The 15,860-nt window shown below is 38.5% G+C and carries 14 protein-coding genes; 2 read left to right on the top strand and 12 right to left on the bottom strand.

Features of this window, described 5'->3' with window-relative positions; genetic code table 11:
* Nucleotides 1-111: 111 nt before the first annotated feature.
* The 3 genes from glpK to J2S74_RS23010 all read right to left on the bottom strand — a co-directional run bounded on the left by glpK (nucleotide 112) and on the right by J2S74_RS23010 (nucleotide 4,066).
* Nucleotides 112-1,608 carry a glycerol kinase GlpK gene (gene glpK, locus J2S74_RS23020; RefSeq protein WP_307330710.1) on the bottom strand — a complete coding sequence of 499 codons (1,497 nt, stop codon included), beginning with the start codon at nucleotides 1,606-1,608 and terminating at the stop codon, nucleotides 112-114.
* 388 nt (nucleotides 1,609-1,996) lie between these two features.
* The gene (locus J2S74_RS23015; RefSeq protein ID WP_307330707.1) at nucleotides 1,997-2,434 is read right to left on the bottom strand and encodes a hypothetical protein; all 438 of its coding nucleotides are present in this window, start codon (nucleotides 2,432-2,434) and stop codon (nucleotides 1,997-1,999) included.
* 96 nt (nucleotides 2,435-2,530) lie between these two features.
* Nucleotides 2,531-4,066 (bottom strand): GNAT family N-acetyltransferase, encoded by a 1,536-nt coding sequence (locus J2S74_RS23010; protein WP_307330704.1) that lies wholly within the window; start codon nucleotides 4,064-4,066, stop codon nucleotides 2,531-2,533.
* Nucleotides 4,067-4,347: 281 nt separating this feature from the next.
* Between J2S74_RS23010 and J2S74_RS23005 the strand changes: the two genes are divergently transcribed.
* Entirely contained in the window at nucleotides 4,348-4,740 is a 393-nt protein-coding gene (locus J2S74_RS23005) for a response regulator (protein WP_307330703.1), read from the top strand.
* A gap of 609 nt (nucleotides 4,741-5,349) precedes the next feature.
* A complete protein-coding gene (locus J2S74_RS23000; RefSeq protein ID WP_307330701.1) occupies nucleotides 5,350-5,592 on the top strand; it encodes a hypothetical protein in 243 nt (80 codons plus the stop codon).
* Between the two features lie 15 nt (nucleotides 5,593-5,607).
* On the opposite strand, the gene eutH is transcribed toward J2S74_RS23000, so the two are convergent.
* The 9 genes from eutH to J2S74_RS22955 all read right to left on the bottom strand — a co-directional run bounded on the left by eutH (nucleotide 5,608) and on the right by J2S74_RS22955 (nucleotide 15,633).
* The gene (gene eutH / locus J2S74_RS22995) at nucleotides 5,608-6,684 is read right to left on the bottom strand and encodes an ethanolamine utilization protein EutH (protein WP_370876055.1); all 1,077 of its coding nucleotides are present in this window, start codon (nucleotides 6,682-6,684) and stop codon (nucleotides 5,608-5,610) included.
* Nucleotides 6,685-6,971: 287 nt separating this feature from the next.
* On the bottom strand, nucleotides 6,972-7,415 hold the full coding sequence (locus J2S74_RS22990; protein ID WP_307330696.1) for a hypothetical protein: 444 nt from the start codon (nucleotides 7,413-7,415) through the stop codon (nucleotides 6,972-6,974).
* Nucleotides 7,416-7,431: 16 nt separating this feature from the next.
* The gene (locus tag J2S74_RS22985; RefSeq protein WP_307330693.1) at nucleotides 7,432-9,255 is read right to left on the bottom strand and encodes a PAS domain-containing protein; all 1,824 of its coding nucleotides are present in this window, start codon (nucleotides 9,253-9,255) and stop codon (nucleotides 7,432-7,434) included.
* 364 nt (nucleotides 9,256-9,619) lie between these two features.
* Nucleotides 9,620-10,516 (bottom strand): manganese catalase family protein, encoded by an 897-nt coding sequence (locus tag J2S74_RS22980; protein ID WP_307330691.1) that lies wholly within the window; start codon nucleotides 10,514-10,516, stop codon nucleotides 9,620-9,622.
* A 152-nt stretch (nucleotides 10,517-10,668) separates the two neighbouring features.
* Entirely contained in the window at nucleotides 10,669-11,481 is an 813-nt protein-coding gene (locus tag J2S74_RS22975) for an AAC(3) family N-acetyltransferase (protein WP_307330689.1), read from the bottom strand.
* A gap of 18 nt (nucleotides 11,482-11,499) precedes the next feature.
* Nucleotides 11,500-12,348: a DMT family transporter gene (locus J2S74_RS22970; RefSeq protein ID WP_307330687.1), complete on the bottom strand. Its 849-nt coding sequence runs from the start codon at nucleotides 12,346-12,348 to the stop codon at nucleotides 11,500-11,502.
* A 214-nt stretch (nucleotides 12,349-12,562) separates the two neighbouring features.
* A complete protein-coding gene (locus J2S74_RS22965; RefSeq protein WP_307330684.1) occupies nucleotides 12,563-13,885 on the bottom strand; it encodes a short-chain fatty acid transporter in 1,323 nt (440 codons plus the stop codon).
* A 284-nt stretch (nucleotides 13,886-14,169) separates the two neighbouring features.
* Nucleotides 14,170-14,898, bottom strand: a complete 729-nt coding sequence (gene sfsA / locus J2S74_RS22960; RefSeq protein WP_307330682.1) for a DNA/RNA nuclease SfsA — start codon at nucleotides 14,896-14,898, stop codon at nucleotides 14,170-14,172.
* A gap of 171 nt (nucleotides 14,899-15,069) precedes the next feature.
* A complete protein-coding gene (locus J2S74_RS22955; RefSeq protein WP_307330679.1) occupies nucleotides 15,070-15,633 on the bottom strand; it encodes a hypothetical protein in 564 nt (187 codons plus the stop codon).
* Nucleotides 15,634-15,860: the final 227 nt, after the last annotated feature.

Below are 15,860 nucleotides of genomic sequence, written 5' to 3'. Positions count from 1 at the left end.
GAGAAAAAAGAAATGAAAAGAGACCACAACATAGCTAGAATGGAAGACAATACCTTCCTGCTCCTTTACTAGTATGTAGCGGTCTCTCTAAATATCCTGACACGATTACTATTATCTTTTAAATTTCATTGCCGCTTCCACAGCGACCTTCCAGCCATCATAAAGGTCCTTTCTGTCCTCTTCATTGATCTTCGGATAAAAGCTGCGATCCACCTTCCATTGTTGTTCAATTTCTTCTTGGTCCTTCCAAAAGCCAACTGCTAAACCAGCCAAATAAGCAGCCCCCAATGCGGTCGTTTCCTGAATGACAGGGCGGTCCACTGGAGTTCCTAATATATCACTTTGAAATTGCATGAGAAAGTTATTGGAAACTGCCCCTCCGTCTACTCGAAGTGTTTCTAAGTTAATCCCCGCATCTGCTTCCATTGCTTTTAGTACATCTTTTGTTTGATAGGCTAGGGATTCTAATGTTGCCCGAACAAAATGCTCCTTTTCTGTCCCCCTCGTTAAGCCAAAAACAGCTCCCCGGACATCACTATCCCAATATGGGGTACCTAAGCCAACAAAAGCAGGGACAACATAAACCCCATCGGTTGAGGCTACCTTAGTGGCATATGCCTCGCTATCCTTCGCACTTTTCAGCATTCTCATCCCGTCTCTTAACCATTGAACAGCAGATCCGGCCACAAATATACTTCCTTCTAAGGCATATTGTATTTTTCCATCAATACCCCAAGCAATAGTAGTTAGGAGACCATTGTTTGATTTTACTCCCTTTTCCCCTGTATTCATCAGCATAAAGCAACCGGTTCCATAAGTGTTTTTAGCCATCCCTTTTTTGTAGCAAGCTTGCCCGAAAAGGGCGGCCTGCTGGTCTCCTGCAACACCTGCTATCTCCACCTCTTCACCAAAAAAATGATAATCCAATGTTTTTGTATATACCTCTGAAGACGGACGTACCTCTGGAAGCATTACCTCAGGAATATCTAAAATCTCCAATAATTCCTTATCCCACTTTAAATCATAGATATTATACATTAATGTCCGGGATGCATTAGAATAATCCGTTACATGGGCCTTACCACCAGACAACTTCCAAATGAGCCATGTATCAATGGTTCCGAAAAGGAGTTCCCCCTTTTTGGCCCTTTCCCTAGCCCCTTCCACATGGTCAAGGAGCCACTTTACTTTCGTTCCTGAGAAGTAAGCATCAATTAGAAGTCCAGTTTTATCTCGAAAAAGCTGATTGTATCCACGATTTCTTAGATCTTCACAAATGGGGTCCGTTTGTCTTGATTGCCAAACAATAGCATTGTAAATAGGATTACCAGTTTTTTTATCCCAGACAACTGCTGTTTCCCTTTGGTTTGTGATCCCAATGGAGGCTATTTCCTTTGGGAACACCTCCCCTTTATTTAAAACCTCTGCCATAACCCCTAAAATGGAAGACCAAATCTCGTTCGCATTGTGCTCCACCCAACCCGGTTTAGGAAAGAATTGGGTAAATTCCTTTTGAGCAGTTTCCACTATTTCTCCCTTTTTGTTAAACAAAATTGCCCTTGAGCTTGTTGTTCCTTGATCGAGTGACAGGACATACTTTCTTTCCATATCCATTCCCCCCTATAAAAAAGACCAACAAAAATTGCTATCTAACCATTAGATACGAATTTTTATCGGCCTTATCCTTTTAGAAATTATTTTCTTTTTCTTATAAACAATTAAATCAATATTCTAATTTTCTGTCAATAACCCCTTACTAACTAATTCTTTTAACAGCAAAGCTTTTATTTCGTATGGCTGTTACGTAAACATTTAACAAGCTTGGAGAAGCGGAAGGCGGCGACTCCAGCGACGAGTAATCGCAGGTGCAGAGGAAGAAACATGGCCCGAGGAGGCTGAGGCGTTGCCCGCGGAACCAGGAAGGTGACATTACGCCTGTAGCAGATCCAAGCCAAACGATATTTTTTCAGCAATCTTTTAGAGAGACTTTTAACAATTATTTAACTGTTATTTCGATTGGTTGATTTATGGTATCTTCTCCTTGCTGTACCGTTAAGGTTCCTCTCCATAGTCCTGGTGAGGAGAAAAGCACCCTGGCCTCATAAAGACCATCCTCCACAGGTACAAATTGGAGCTCTTCTACTTGAGAGTTATTCTGAATCACTGTTTTTACTTTTGCATTCTTCACCCACTTATTTGCCTCGTCCATTACTATTATCTGGAGAGTAGAAGGTAGATCTACTTCTATTGGTAAATCCTTAGCCGTCCATTCCACATGCCACTCTTCTAAAGAACTATTTTGTGAGGGCTCCGGTCGATTCGGGTCTTCCATAAGTTGATACCCTATGATGATTAACATAAACAATATAGAAACTATACCAATTGTAGAGGGGAAAAATTGTTTCCTCTCTATACTTTTTCTTTGTTCCGTCATGCATTATTCCACCCTTCCGTATATAAGGGTAGACATTTCCCCACAACAATAAACTATTTTGTTCACAAAAATGTGCGGGACCGGGTCCCGCACATTTTAGCAGTTGTACTTGATTTCGTACAGGTCTTTTCTTCGATCCCGCCATTGGGTAACATTTCCCGATTTCCGATGACGTCGCAATAGTTCTAAATCCACATCTCCAACTACTACTGTTTCAATGTTAGGATTACACTCCCCAACAATAGCATCCCTAGGGAATGGGAAATCAGAAGGAGTAAAGATACCAGATTGAGCGTACTGGATATCCATATTTTCCACATGGGTTAAGTTCCCTACTGTTCCTGCAATCATTGTGTAAATTTGATTTTCTACCGCTCGCGCTTGGGCACAATATCTCACTCGGAGATAACCTTGACGTTCATCTGTACAGAATGGTGTGAAAATAATATTAGCACCTTTTTCTGTAGCAATACGGGCAAGCTCAGGGAATTCAATATCATAACAAATTTGGATAGCAATTTTACCACAATCCGTATCAAATACCTCTACCTTGTCGCCTCCATGAATTCCCCAAAATTTACGTTCATTTGGGGTAATATGAATTTTATATTGCTTTTCAATGGTTCCGTCTCTTCGGAATAGGTAAGCAATATTAAATATCTTGCCATCTTCCTCCACAAAGTGAGAACCACCAATAATGTTTACATTATATTTTATAGCTAGTTCCGTAAATACATTAATGTAATCCTCCGTATACTCTGTTAACCTTCTAATTGCCTGGCTTGGACTTTTTTCTTCAATAAAAGATAGGAGCTGAGTCGTAAAAATTTCAGGGAAAACAACAAAGTCAGAGTTGTAGCTTGCACCAACGTCCGCATAATATTCACATTGCTGGGCAAATTCCTCGAAGGAATCGATTTTCTTCATCATATATTGAATGGCACAAATTCTAACGGGAAAGGCTGTCTTAAAATGCCGCTTAGATGTTGGACGATAATCAACATTATTCCATTCCATTAACGTTGCGTATTTCATGGATGCCTTATCATCTTCTAAATAGTCTTTGTTTACCCTTTTCAATGTAAATCCATTCATCACCTGAAAGGTTAAAACTGGGTCATATATGTTATGATGCATAACCTCCTCCACATATTCCCGAGGAGTCATTTCTTTTACGTATTTATTATAATTAGGAATACGCCCTCCGATAATGATGCTTTTTAGATTCATTCTTCGTGCTAAATCTTTTCGTGCTTCGTATAATCTCCGGCCAATTTTCATTCTTCGAAACTCAGGGTGTACCGCCACTTCAATACCATATAAATTATAACCTTCGGGATCATGATTGGTTATAAAACCTTCATCGGTAACTTCATCCCATGTATGTTGATCATCATACTCATCAAAGTTAATGACTAAACTTGAGCATGATCCAATAATTTCTCCTTCTAGCTCCACACAAAATTGTCCTTCCGGAAACATAGATAGATGACTCTCTAGTTGCTCCCTTTTCCAAGGGATCATTTTAGGAAAACACATCTTAGAGAGCTCAATAATTTTATCTATATCTTCTGTACGAATATTTCTTATGATTACTTTCTTTTCAAACTTAGACATATCTAAGGGACTCATCTGTTTCATCCTTTCATCTAACATAAACACTGTTTTTTCTAATCTAATATGATGAATACATAAATGCAATAATTAAGTCTTAACCTTTTTCCTTAATATTATCACCTATAAATGATCTACATTATGTAGTTCATTTTTTCGACACAAACCCGTTCAATTCGACTTTATTAAAATCATTTAACAATTTGTTCAATCATGTAAATTCTATTATTTTTCTATGATAAAATAAAATAGAATACTAGTTTCTTTTGTTTTTTGTCTTATTTAGAGGGGGGTTCCAAGTGGATGATCTATCCATTCTTGTGTGTGATGACTCAAAGTCGGCACGGATGCAAATGATAGAAACATTACATACGATCGGTATAAAATCAATATTCGAAGCCTCTGATGGAGACGAGGCTATTTCCATCTGCCATGAAAAGAAGCCTGACCTTGTATTTATGGATATTATTATGCCTAACAAAGATGGAATTGCAGCACTAAAGGAAATACATCAACAGTATCCTCATATCAAAGTGATCATGGCATCGTCTACAAGCGGACAGGCCCACTTAAAGAAATCAAAACTGTTAGGAGCCTATAGCTTTATCCAAAAACCTATAAGTGAAATTACTATTCGAGATATTATCTATAAGTATTTTGAGGAACGGTTTAACTCTCCATTTAAAGTATAAGCTTATGAACTTTTTCCATTGGCAGTTTCGATGAAAGAAACTGCTTTTTTGCTTATGTTCTCCCTTGAAAATACAAATACTGTGTTGGTATTCGCTGCAGCCCACTCCCTTTCCGCTCAAACCAACTGCAATAAAAACTTGTATTTTCATACTCCATGGTGCAAACTTCACTGAGGCCACTGAAAAAGATCGCTTTTTATCTTTTTCAGTGGCCTTGAAGCAATGAGCGGAGCCGTTGCAATGTTTTCAAAGCCTTATATGAGTGGGTTTCTCATATAAGGCGTGCAACGAGCGAAGCCATTGCCACTGTTCAAATTGACTTTTTCAGTGGCCTCCGCTTTTTATCTTTTTCAGTGGGCTAAACTTCACTTGCATGGAGGTCTCTCTAATAATTCCCCTAGTTGGCTGATTCCACTATGAGCAAAATTCAAGTATTTCCAAAGTAATCAATGATAAGTTCTAAACGAATAATATCTAAATATAATTCTACTAACACAACGTTAGGTCATGCCAATAATTTTTTTTATCAAAGATTAAGTAAAAGGGTATAATAATTGAACTACAAAGTTAATTTTTAACCCTTTAATCTGCTCTTTGGGGGGATAACAATTGAGTAAAAAGGAGAGGTTATTCATAGCTTGGCACACATTTCTGGAAAAATGGCACTGTGCCAAAGCCTATTATTATGGAAGCGCAAGACACGAGAAGAAAATGAAAAAGCATCAAAGCACTTTACTAAAGTATCAACAAGGAACAGATGGAGAGGAGAAAAAAAATAAAGCAAGCTTTTCTATTAAGGAGTGGATCCAACAAAAAAGGAAAGCTGGCCAACATAAGCCAGCAGAAGAATAAAAACCATCCATTATGTTATGAACCTGATACTTTTTTCCCAAGAGTATACGCTAACCAAACAGATAATACCCCAGCCGCTAACTTTCCGAGCATCATAGGAAAGATTAAATCAGGTTCAACGGATGCCGTAAACCCTAAATGACCACCAAGAACAAATGCCCCACTAACTGCAAAGGCAATATTCATTAACTTCCCCTTTTCATCCATTTGATGCAAAAGTTTAAACATAGGGATGCTATGGGCTAATGATGTAATCAACCCTATAAAAGTCATCTCTGAGGTATCGAATTTTTTGGCCAGGGGGGGAAGTATTCCTGTTAATACGTTCTTTAAAAAGTGTACGAGTGGAAAGGCACCTGCCAAGGTAATTGCAATTATTCCAACAATATAAACCCCTTCTGAAAGTGGCGTTAAACCTTTAATGATAGAAAAACCAGTAAGTGTTTCCACAATACTTATGGCAAGTCCAACGGTGATTAGTGCCACAACTCCTTTCCCTACGATGGTAAATCCCTTTATCATCTTGTCTGTATAAAATATCAGTCCAATGATAATAAAGGTGGAAAATAGTACTAAGGGGATTAGTTGAAGGAGTATAAATACAGCAGGAAATCCAGCAAACCAACCGCCAACAAACGCCCCAACTGGTATGGGTATTAAACCAATAAGAATTCCTTTTGCAAAAATAGCTTTATCCTCTTTGTTAATTAAACCTAGAGCAACAGGTACTGTAAAAACAAAAGTCGGACCGATTAAAGTTGCAATAATGATCCCGGAAAATTGACCAGCCATTTCTGATTGAGCAAGTTCCGTTGCTAAGGAATACCCTCCCATATCAATAGCCAACAAAATCCCTGGAAACATGGCGGGGTCCGCTCCAAGGAAAGTAAATAATGGTGTTACTATTGGCCGTAATAAATCCGCAAGTACAGGAGAGATGGAAATGATCCCAATCATCGCTAAAGCTATGGGACCCATTGCCATAAATCCCTCCTCAAAGGCTCTACCATAGCCAAATTTATTACCATAAATTTTATCTATCGCTCCGATACACATAAAGATAACCAAAATCCATATAACTACTTCATTCACCCACAACTAGAACACCTACTTTTCTTATTATCTACAAAAAGGTGGCTGGGACATAACTAAAGTGTTTAACTTGAAATACGAACGTTGTACTACCTTAGCGGAGGAAATGTACGTAGACTCCTGCGGGAGCAAAGGCAAAGGTGAGACCCCACAGTGCGTAAGCACGAGGAGGCTCACCAGCCGCCCGCGGAAAGCGAAGTATATTTCCAAAGCGATTTTTATATGCACCAATAATCTTTATTTCGTTCGGATTTCTTATTATAAAAACAGTTTTTTCCCAGCCTCGTTTAATCAAAATTCAAATCTTCCACCAATTCAGCTAAACCAATGATTAGCAATGCTTCCAGTTCCTCTTCTGATAATCTTTCATTCACTAACTTTTCTAGTTCTGCTTGTTCCTCTAGCGTTAACCCTCTAGTGGCTTTTGCAGTAATATCCGTAATTTCACTGATAGAAAATCTGTTTAGTATCGTTTTCGTGGCTTCTTCCTTTGTATGGAACGGCAACTCCCTTTGTTCTGTCACAATATCGTTTATAGTAGATTCCCTTTGAAAATCCTCCAGTAATGTCTGCACTTCTGGATCTGCTAGCAATTCAGAGACCACCTCTTCTGTAAGAAGTTCATTAGAGACTTGGTTAAACACTTCATCTGTGGCATAGGTGATGAAAAAACGATAGCCCCCATAACCTAAAAGAAAAAGTATTAATAAAGTTACTAGAAACTTTTTCACTTCTTTTCTCCTCCCTTTAACAGCTTGGATCTAATAACGGTAGCTGCACCGTGAAAGTTGTACCTGCTCCTTCCACACTTTCAACCTCCACTTGTCCACCGTGGTCCTTAATAATCTGGTAAGTGACCATTAACCCAAGACCCGTTCCCTTTTCCTTTGTTGTAAAAAAAGGATCACCGATACGTTTTAATATTGTAGAAGGAATACCGCATCCTTCATCTATAATTTTAATAACTGCACTTTCATTCACTTTTTCTAAGCTTACGATTATTTTTCCGCCAGCATCCATAGCCTCAATGGCATTTTTTATTAAATTGATAAAAACCTGTTTTATTTTATGCTCTAAGGAAAGAATGTAAGCCACATCCGTTTTTGATATTTCAGAGACTACTTCAATATTCTTTATGACGGCTTGTGTACTTAAAAGGGTAATTGTATGATTTAATAGTTTATTCAAAGATGTCTTTTTCTTTTTTTGTTTCTCAGGCTTGGACAATATAAGAAGCTCATTAAGAATTTGTTCGATTCGGGAAAACTCTGAATTCATGATTTCAAAATATTCATCTTTTGCCCCTTCATTTTTTTCAATTAGCTGTAAAAATCCCTTTAATGATGTTAAAGGATTTCTAATTTCATGTGCAATGCCCGCGGCTAATTGGCCCATTTCAGAGAGTTTCTCCGATTGTCGAAGCATTTCCTCCGATTTCTTTTTTTCTGTAATATCTCGAAAAGTGAGAACACTTCCAACTACCTCACTTCCTGAAATCATCGGGGAAATCGTATATTCACATATAAACGGACTTTGATCTTTTCGATAAAAGGTTGCCCCCGACCGTTGAACAACAGTCTCTTTTGTCAAGTTTCCTTTATTGTTAAACCCTTGTTTAAAGAGGGGGTGATCAGTGGTCCCTAGCTTATTCAATAATTCCTTCAATTTTTCTTTCGTTAAGTCTTCTCTTTGGAAACCAGTAATTCGCTCAGCTGCATCATTCCACATAACCACATTGGACTGTAAATCCAATCCTAATATTCCATCTTCCACCGATTCCATAATTAGGGTATTCATTTGATAAAGTCTTTGAACTTCCTCCATATTTCTTTGATCCTCAGTAATATCCTTAATAATTCCATAAGATCCTATTATCTGGGAATTTGCAAATATAGGAATAGCCGTAACAAGTATAAAAAAGGGATAACCCACCTGTTTGGTTAAATTAAACTCTTTTGTTATAGGGACACCCTTTTTTGCCATCTCAAATAGTTCCTGAGCAGCTGCCCGCATATCATCTGGAATAAATAATAAAAAGGGTTCACCTAACATGAGTTTTTCATCAACACGGAATAATTCCTTGAAGGCCGTGTTGATCGAAAGAAAACGTCCCTTCAAGTCGATGGAGCAAACAGCGTCAGGATGCTCGTTAAATAATGTTCGATAGGCCTGCCCCGTTACTTCCATGGCCACCTTTTGTTCCGTCGTTTCCTGTAGGTGTATAGTTAATCCTAATTTCATAGGGAATACTTGAATATGAAACCATGCTTTAGTAGATTGGTAAAACTCATTAAAGTCTGTTGCTATACTCTTTTCCATTGCCTTATGCAGTAAATGTACAGCGTTATTGGTTTGCAACGATTTAGGTAATATACTCCATAGAGAATGCCCTTGAATATCTCCTTTTGTGGAAAAGAGGAGTTTATAAGCGGAGGGGTTAGCATATAGCACATCCCAGTTTTCGTCGACCATTACTATTCCCTCATGAAGCTTGTCCGTTAAAGAAAACATCATTTCCCTTATTTCCTCTTGTTTTAAATTACTACCTATCCTTTTTAATTGATTTGCCATCTTCTTCTCATCTCCGTACTATTCCTAAAAAATATCCTACTAGAGTCTGTTCAAAACTCCCAGGTCTTTATAGACACCACGCCAAATGAAAACTATTTTGGCTGTGCTAATTCAATCAACTTCCCTTGAAAATGAGAATGTATTAAAACATAGTTTTCGGATAAAAAGGTCAGTTTTTGAGCTTTTTGAACAGACTCTACAATTATTATCTATCAATTATTTTATCAAATAATAGAATGGGTGAGTTAAATTATCCTATATTTCCATTAAGAAAGTTAATATTTTCTATAAAAAGAAAATGAAGTAAGCAGGTGCCTCAAAAAGGTATGTTTTTCACCTTTTGAGATACCCACTTGTTTTCGATTTATAGTCCAGCTTGCCGTTGCAGGCGTTTTGCAATCTCTTGAAAGTCATCATAGGTTACTCCTGGAGCAAACTCTTCAGGAATTTCTTCTAAATCTGGTACTGGGCCGCCATGTGGTGTACCTTGAATCACTTCTAGTTTACCACCATCGATAGGATGCTGTCCTTTCCATATTTTAGTGACCTCTTGATAATCCCTAGCACTAAAAGTATATAGCTTACGGTGTACCCCTTCCGCTTCGAATTTCCTTGCTGTTTCAAACTTTTTATTATCAAGGTTTGGAATGGGCACTAATTTGGTTACGTCTGCACCTGTTGCTACCTCCAATGCTTTAGCATAGGCAACCACATGAACACCGCCCCTTACAAGGAGGTAACCAATCATTTCTCTGGCAACTGGATTATCTGTCATTTCATATACACGCATTTTATGTGTTCTTGCACCACATTCCAGGAAGAAATTATGCAATAAATCCAATACGAGATTACCACTCGCAAATACATTGTTTCCAGTCCAAGGGATCCCCATAGAATCTGTAGGTAACGCTGTTTGAGCGGAAGCGATAAAGTGGTGGGAATTCCTTTTATCCTTCGCATTCTGCATTGGTGTAGTATCTGGATTCCCAGGGAAAGTTGTGCCTTGAATCATTAAATTAATTGTATTAGACACTAATTCAACATGACCGAATTCCTCCGCTGTAATGCTTCCTAGCAAATCATAAAAGGGTCTCAATTTTCTTTTATTGCGAAAATTAAAGGATTGGAACATATAAGTATTTAGTGTGGACATTTCACCATATTTCCCACCTAATAATTCTTGAACAGCTGCAGCACCATTGGGATCGGGACTTTTTGGTTTAGGTAAAGGTATTTGCAACCTATCTATTCTAGTAATCAAAAGAACTCCCTCCATTCAATGAAAATACCTTTTTGTTGATGGAAAGTTTATCGTTCTTTGTAATACTTTCCTTGGGAAGGCACTCCTTATTATTGATATGAGGGAAGTAGATTGTCTTAATACTTTTTATTATGTCATTTAATGTTGAGTAGCTATTGATCTTTTTTTTCTGACAGCCATTCCGTTGCATAATCAACGGCTTCCTTCACAGAAAACAGTCTTGCCTCTGCTGCACCAATGGAGCCCCTTTGAACGGTGTAACTCTTTTCGAAATCACTTCCTAACTCTTCGAACCAATCTTCATAATGGACAACATCCTCCATAGAATGCCAGGAACGTTCACCGTTTATCATAACGGGAGCATAGGTAGTTTCCATTATTGGCTCAGGAAGTAAGTATTCAGCAAGGTGAAAGGATGTATTATTGTCAAACCCAACTCCAAGGAGTAAAACAAGGGCGTGGTTATCATATAAATGCTGTAAAGGAGACCCTACCCCGAGCCCGTTATTTAAAGAATGTTCTTTCATCCACCTCTCTGCATTTTTCCCCCATGCGGCGAAAGAAACTTGAGGATGATTACTTCTGGTAACAGCAGGATATGTACGAAAGACCTCCACTATTTTCCCCATCCCCCTCGTTGGCGTAATAACTGGATCGAAAGGGGGCATTGTGTCTCTAATGGTTTGCCACCACTCCTTAGGCACTGGTGGTGCTTCCCATAGAGATGGATCTGATAAGTCCCCAGAATGGGTTGGCATCACAATGGTACCTTCTTCTGAAATTACGTCCATTAATCCTTGGATAACGGCAACGGCTCCCCCACTAACCCAACCTAGTGAACTAAGGGAAGAATGAACAATGATACTGTCTCCTTTTTTGAGGCCAAGCTCCCGGAGTTGTTTTGCTATTGTATTTCTTGTATTAGGTGTTGCTAGCTTTTCAACTGTTTTTCCTTCATTTGACATAACGTACACCTCACCTTTCTATATTTTTTTTGGTATGGAAGCGTAGATGGCGGCACATAGAATGATAACGATCCCTATCCACTCTCGAATTTGGGGGATTTCTTGTAGTAAAAATGCTGCAGCAATAATTCCGTATACGGGTTCTAACGAAGCAATGATACTGGCTGTTCTTACATTCATTTTTCGTAAGCCTTGAATAAAAAAGACATGGGCTCCGCCTGTAAAAACAACACCTAGCAAAACTAAGAGGGATATATCCATCATAGTAAATTGTATTTTCGGTGTGGCATAAGCAATAGGAAGGAGCCAGAAAAATGCGAATACGTTCTGATAAAACCCAATCTTTAAGCTAGAATGATGTTGAACATATTTACGATTCAACATGGATAATACGGCAAAAGTTACTGCCGAAATCAGTCCCCATACTGCTCCTTGTGTTAAGTTATTTGAAAAATCGAATTCTGGAATGAGCAATACCACACCAAACAAAGTTATGATCGCTAGAACGAAACTTCTCTTTTGAAATGTCTCCTTGAAAAAAATTGGTTCGAGTACACTTGCAAAAACAGGAAAAGTAGCAAATGTTACAAGGCCAATAGCAACAGTAGATATTTGAATGGAATGGAAAAAGCTCCCCCAGTGAATGGCAAGAACACCACCAATTAGGATGAAAGGAAGGTAATCTACTAATCGTGGAAGCCTTAAGGTTTTCTTAAGAATAAGAAGGATTAGTAGAAGAAAAAGGGCCCCGAAAAATACCCGTCCTAATACAATATAGTGTGCCGGCAAAGCTAGCCATTTTCCAAATAGGCCAGATAAACCAAATAAAAGAACGGCCATATGTACATAAATTAATTCTTTTCTCATTGTATTCCAACCTTTTTTGGTTACTTCTTATGATGGGTTATGTTTACTAGTTTCCTTCCCCTTATTCTACTATACTATTACCTCGCCGTTACCTATTTTGTTTCTTTTCAAATTTTAGGTTACATGAAAAAGTGCATAAAAAAACAGAGGGTGGCACCTATTTCACCAACCTCCGTTCACACTTTTGTCACAGACCCGGTCCTTGACAAAATTATTAGAAGAATAGTAATCCTACTCCAATGATGGCCCCGCTTAGGAATAATACCCAAATACAGAAGCCCATTATGTCACGTGCATTTAATCCTGCGATAGCCAATGCCGGTAATGCCCAGAATGGCTGGATCATGTTCGTCCATGCATCTCCCCAGGCAACTGCCATGGCCGTCCTCGCTGAGCTCACTCCTAATTCCGCTCCAGCTGAAAGCATAATTGGTGCTTGAACTGCCCATTGCCCTCCTCCTGAAGGAACAAAGAAGTTAACAATCCCTGCACTTATAAATGCAAATAAAGGGAAAGTAAATTCCGTAGATATTGCTACAAACCAATTGGAGAACTCCACCGCTAGCCCAGATGCCACCATCATTCCCATAATTCCTGCATAGAAAGGAAATTGGACAATAATTCCCCCTGCATTTTTTACAGCATTGGCAACACTATTTAGAAAGTTTCTCGGAGTCATATGGAACAAAATACCTAAAAATAAGAAAATAAAGTTAACGATGTTCAGATTGAGATTAAATCCACTGGTCAGTAAATAGTAAAGAATAAACGCTAAACCTAACCCTCCTGTTATCATAGAAAGAACAACACTATTTTCCATGCGTACTGCCGGGGTTCTTTCTCTGTTAGAGTTAATCTCATTTTTAGGGGCTGGAGGCTCCTCTAATAATTTAGGGTCTACCGTAACTGCATCTTTTTGATTCATCATGAATCGATTTAAAATTGGTACGGAAATGAAAAGTGCAGCTACAATAAATAAATTGAATGGTGCAAAAATGGTTTCACTTGTAGGAACGATTCCGATTAAATCTTGCGCAAAATGTCCATCTGTTGCAATTGTAAGTGGAATAGATCCAGCTAAACCTGCATGCCATACAATAAACCCACTATAGGCACTGGCAATAAGCAAGCGATAATCTACAGTTGTCACCTTTTTAGCTAGTTCCTTCGCAAATAATGCCCCAATAACCAGTCCAAAACCCCAGTTTATCCAACTTGCAATTAAAGCTACTAAAGTAACAATAACGATTGCCTGCCCTGGACTTTTAGCGAAAGTGGCAAGTTCTTGAAGGAGACGCTTAAAAAGAGGACTACTGGCTAGAACATAACCAGTAACTAATATAAGCACCATTTGCATAGCAAAAGCTAACAGGTCCCAAAAACCTTCTCCCCAATAAACGACCATATCCAATGGGTTACTTGGTGTTAAAATAATACCTAGGATAAATACAACAAAAGTTAAAATAATAACAAACAAGAAAGGGTCAGGTAAGTAACGTTGCATTAATTTTGTTGACGCGGATGTTAACGCTTTCATTTTTTCCACTCCTTTAAAAAGAAAAATAGGAAAAACACCCAAAACCATCGGTACGCAACTATGCTATCAAACCAACATGAAAACAGTATTACTTACTTTTGTCAGACCTTTCCTCCCTTCCCTCTACCATTAAAATTGGTTGTCTTTCATTCGAAGTAGTAAATATATATGACTCGAACTAGAAAATGAGAAGATTTTTTAATTATTATTCCAGTTACAAAAAATAAAAGGACCCGGTCCTTGAACAAACGTTCAAGGACCGGGTCCATGGCAATATTGTGACATTACACTTCCACATCGATAGCATCTAGTAATTCGATTCCACTTGGGGACACTTTACATCGGCAGCCTAGTAGTTTAACTCCGGCTGTCTTTGCTTCTGTCATTGCCTTTGCAAATTTGGGGTCGATATGGTAAGCAGGTCTTACCATATGAATATCCTCCCTTTGGGAAACAAAAAGGAGAGCAGCCTCCCATCCAGATTCCTTTACAATTTCTCCTAATTCTTTCACATGCTTTGTACCACGGGAGGTGACGGCATCTGGGAACATCCCCACTCCATTTTCCACTAAGGTAGCCCCCTTTACCTCTATTACCATTTGCATGGCCTCATCATCGGACTTTTGAAGGAGCATATCCCAGCGGGAATGGCCTTTTTTGTATTCAGACCGAACATACTCCCAGCTCTGCAGCTCCTTGAATAACTTGGCTTCTACAGCGAATTTGGCTAACTTGTTTGGGAGCTGTGCATTTAGTGATACCCATCCAAGCCCATCTTCCCTTTCTACTATAACAGCAGAGTACTTCGTTTTTCGGTTCGGATTATTATTTCTGTGGAGTAGTATTTGTTTACCAGGTATCAATAACTCCTTTAATCTTCCAGAGTCTGCAAGATGTGCTTCCACTATTTCCCCAGTTTCTGTTAGGACACATCGAATAATAAAGCGATTAGGCCTTTCAATAAATTTAGATTCTAAAAGATCCTTTGGGAAAGGATGAAACATTTTATTCATTCCTTTCTACTCTTTCCTTTCTAATTAAAAAACGGAGTAGTAAACGTACTCCATTTTAAGTAAGGCTCTGTTAAACTTTGATGTTGATTTTGACTTCAGGACGCACGCTACAATCAACCCTGTTTAAAAATCAACAATGACCTTTAACAAAGCCTTAAGTAATATTAATCTTTAGTCTAACACCTGGATTAAGATGCTTGTGGTGTAATTGTGTTCTTCTTCCTTCTCATCGATGGAACCAGTGTAGAAATCAGTGCGAAGCTCTATTTCATATTCTCCCGGAGGAAAGGCCTCCCCCTCTAAAAATCGCTTCATAAATTCTACTTCTGGTGAGTCGTCTCCTTCAGCATAGCTTCCAACCTTTGTATATTCTTGCACGAACCATTCATCCCGCTTTAACGTTGTTTCTAAAAGGGGTAATGGCATGACATAAGGAATATCAATGCCTCTAGTCGTCTCACGGATATCAAACCAAAAAGGAGAGTATGCGTGATAAATCTTAACCTCTTCCTTTTCCCCTACATATTTCAATTTAGCAGTGATCTTTACCGGCTCATCTGCAGCATATTCACTCTTTTCAGAAATAAGTCTAATTACGTAATCTCCTGCCTCCGTTTCTGAAACAATAGGTTCCAATACAACCTCACTCTCGTCTGTTAAAACCTCTTGGCCAGTTCCACAACCAAACAATAGGAATAAAGAAATAAGAGTAACCAATATAAATAATTTTCTCAAAGGTTTCATCCCCTATAGAAAAGTAATATTTACAAATCAAATCCAATTAACGGTAGTATTATCCTCCCCTTTTCCCTTTAGTCCTGAGTTTACTATTCAATAACTTATTCTTAAGAAGATTAGGGTTTCCGCGAGCCCACTGAAAAAGATCGCTTTTTATCTTTTTCAGTGGGCTTGAAGCAATGAGCGGAGCCGTTGCAATGTTTCGAAGCCTGATATGAGTGGGT

Origin of the sequence: Evansella vedderi (assembly GCF_030813435.1) — a bacterium.
Lineage (GTDB): Bacteria > Bacillota > Bacilli > Bacillales > Salisediminibacteriaceae > Evansella > Evansella vedderi.
Note: the sequence above shows the minus strand (reverse complement) of the source record. Positions and strands in the feature narration are given on the sequence as shown.

What these genes read in the sequence shown, in the direction of transcription:
- sfsA (WP_307330682.1), bottom strand. Translation starts at nt 14,898, where the DNA reads ATGAATAAAATGTTTCATCCTTTCCCAAAGGATCTTTTAGAATCTAAA.
- J2S74_RS22970 (WP_307330687.1), bottom strand. Translation starts at nt 12,348, where the DNA reads ATGAGAAAAGAATTAATTTATGTACATATGGCCGTTCTTTTATTTGGT.
- J2S74_RS23015 (WP_307330707.1), bottom strand. Translation starts at nt 2,434, where the DNA reads ATGACGGAACAAAGAAAAAGTATAGAGAGGAAACAATTTTTCCCCTCT.
- glpK (WP_307330710.1), bottom strand. Translation starts at nt 1,608, where the DNA reads ATGGAAAGAAAGTATGTCCTGTCACTCGATCAAGGAACAACAAGCTCA.
- J2S74_RS23010 (WP_307330704.1), bottom strand. Translation starts at nt 4,066, where the DNA reads ATGAGTCCCTTAGATATGTCTAAGTTTGAAAAGAAAGTAATCATAAGA.
- J2S74_RS22975 (WP_307330689.1), bottom strand. Translation starts at nt 11,481, where the DNA reads ATGTCAAATGAAGGAAAAACAGTTGAAAAGCTAGCAACACCTAATACA.
- J2S74_RS22985 (WP_307330693.1), bottom strand. Translation starts at nt 9,255, where the DNA reads ATGGCAAATCAATTAAAAAGGATAGGTAGTAATTTAAAACAAGAGGAA.
- J2S74_RS22965 (WP_307330684.1), bottom strand. Translation starts at nt 13,885, where the DNA reads ATGAAAGCGTTAACATCCGCGTCAACAAAATTAATGCAACGTTACTTA.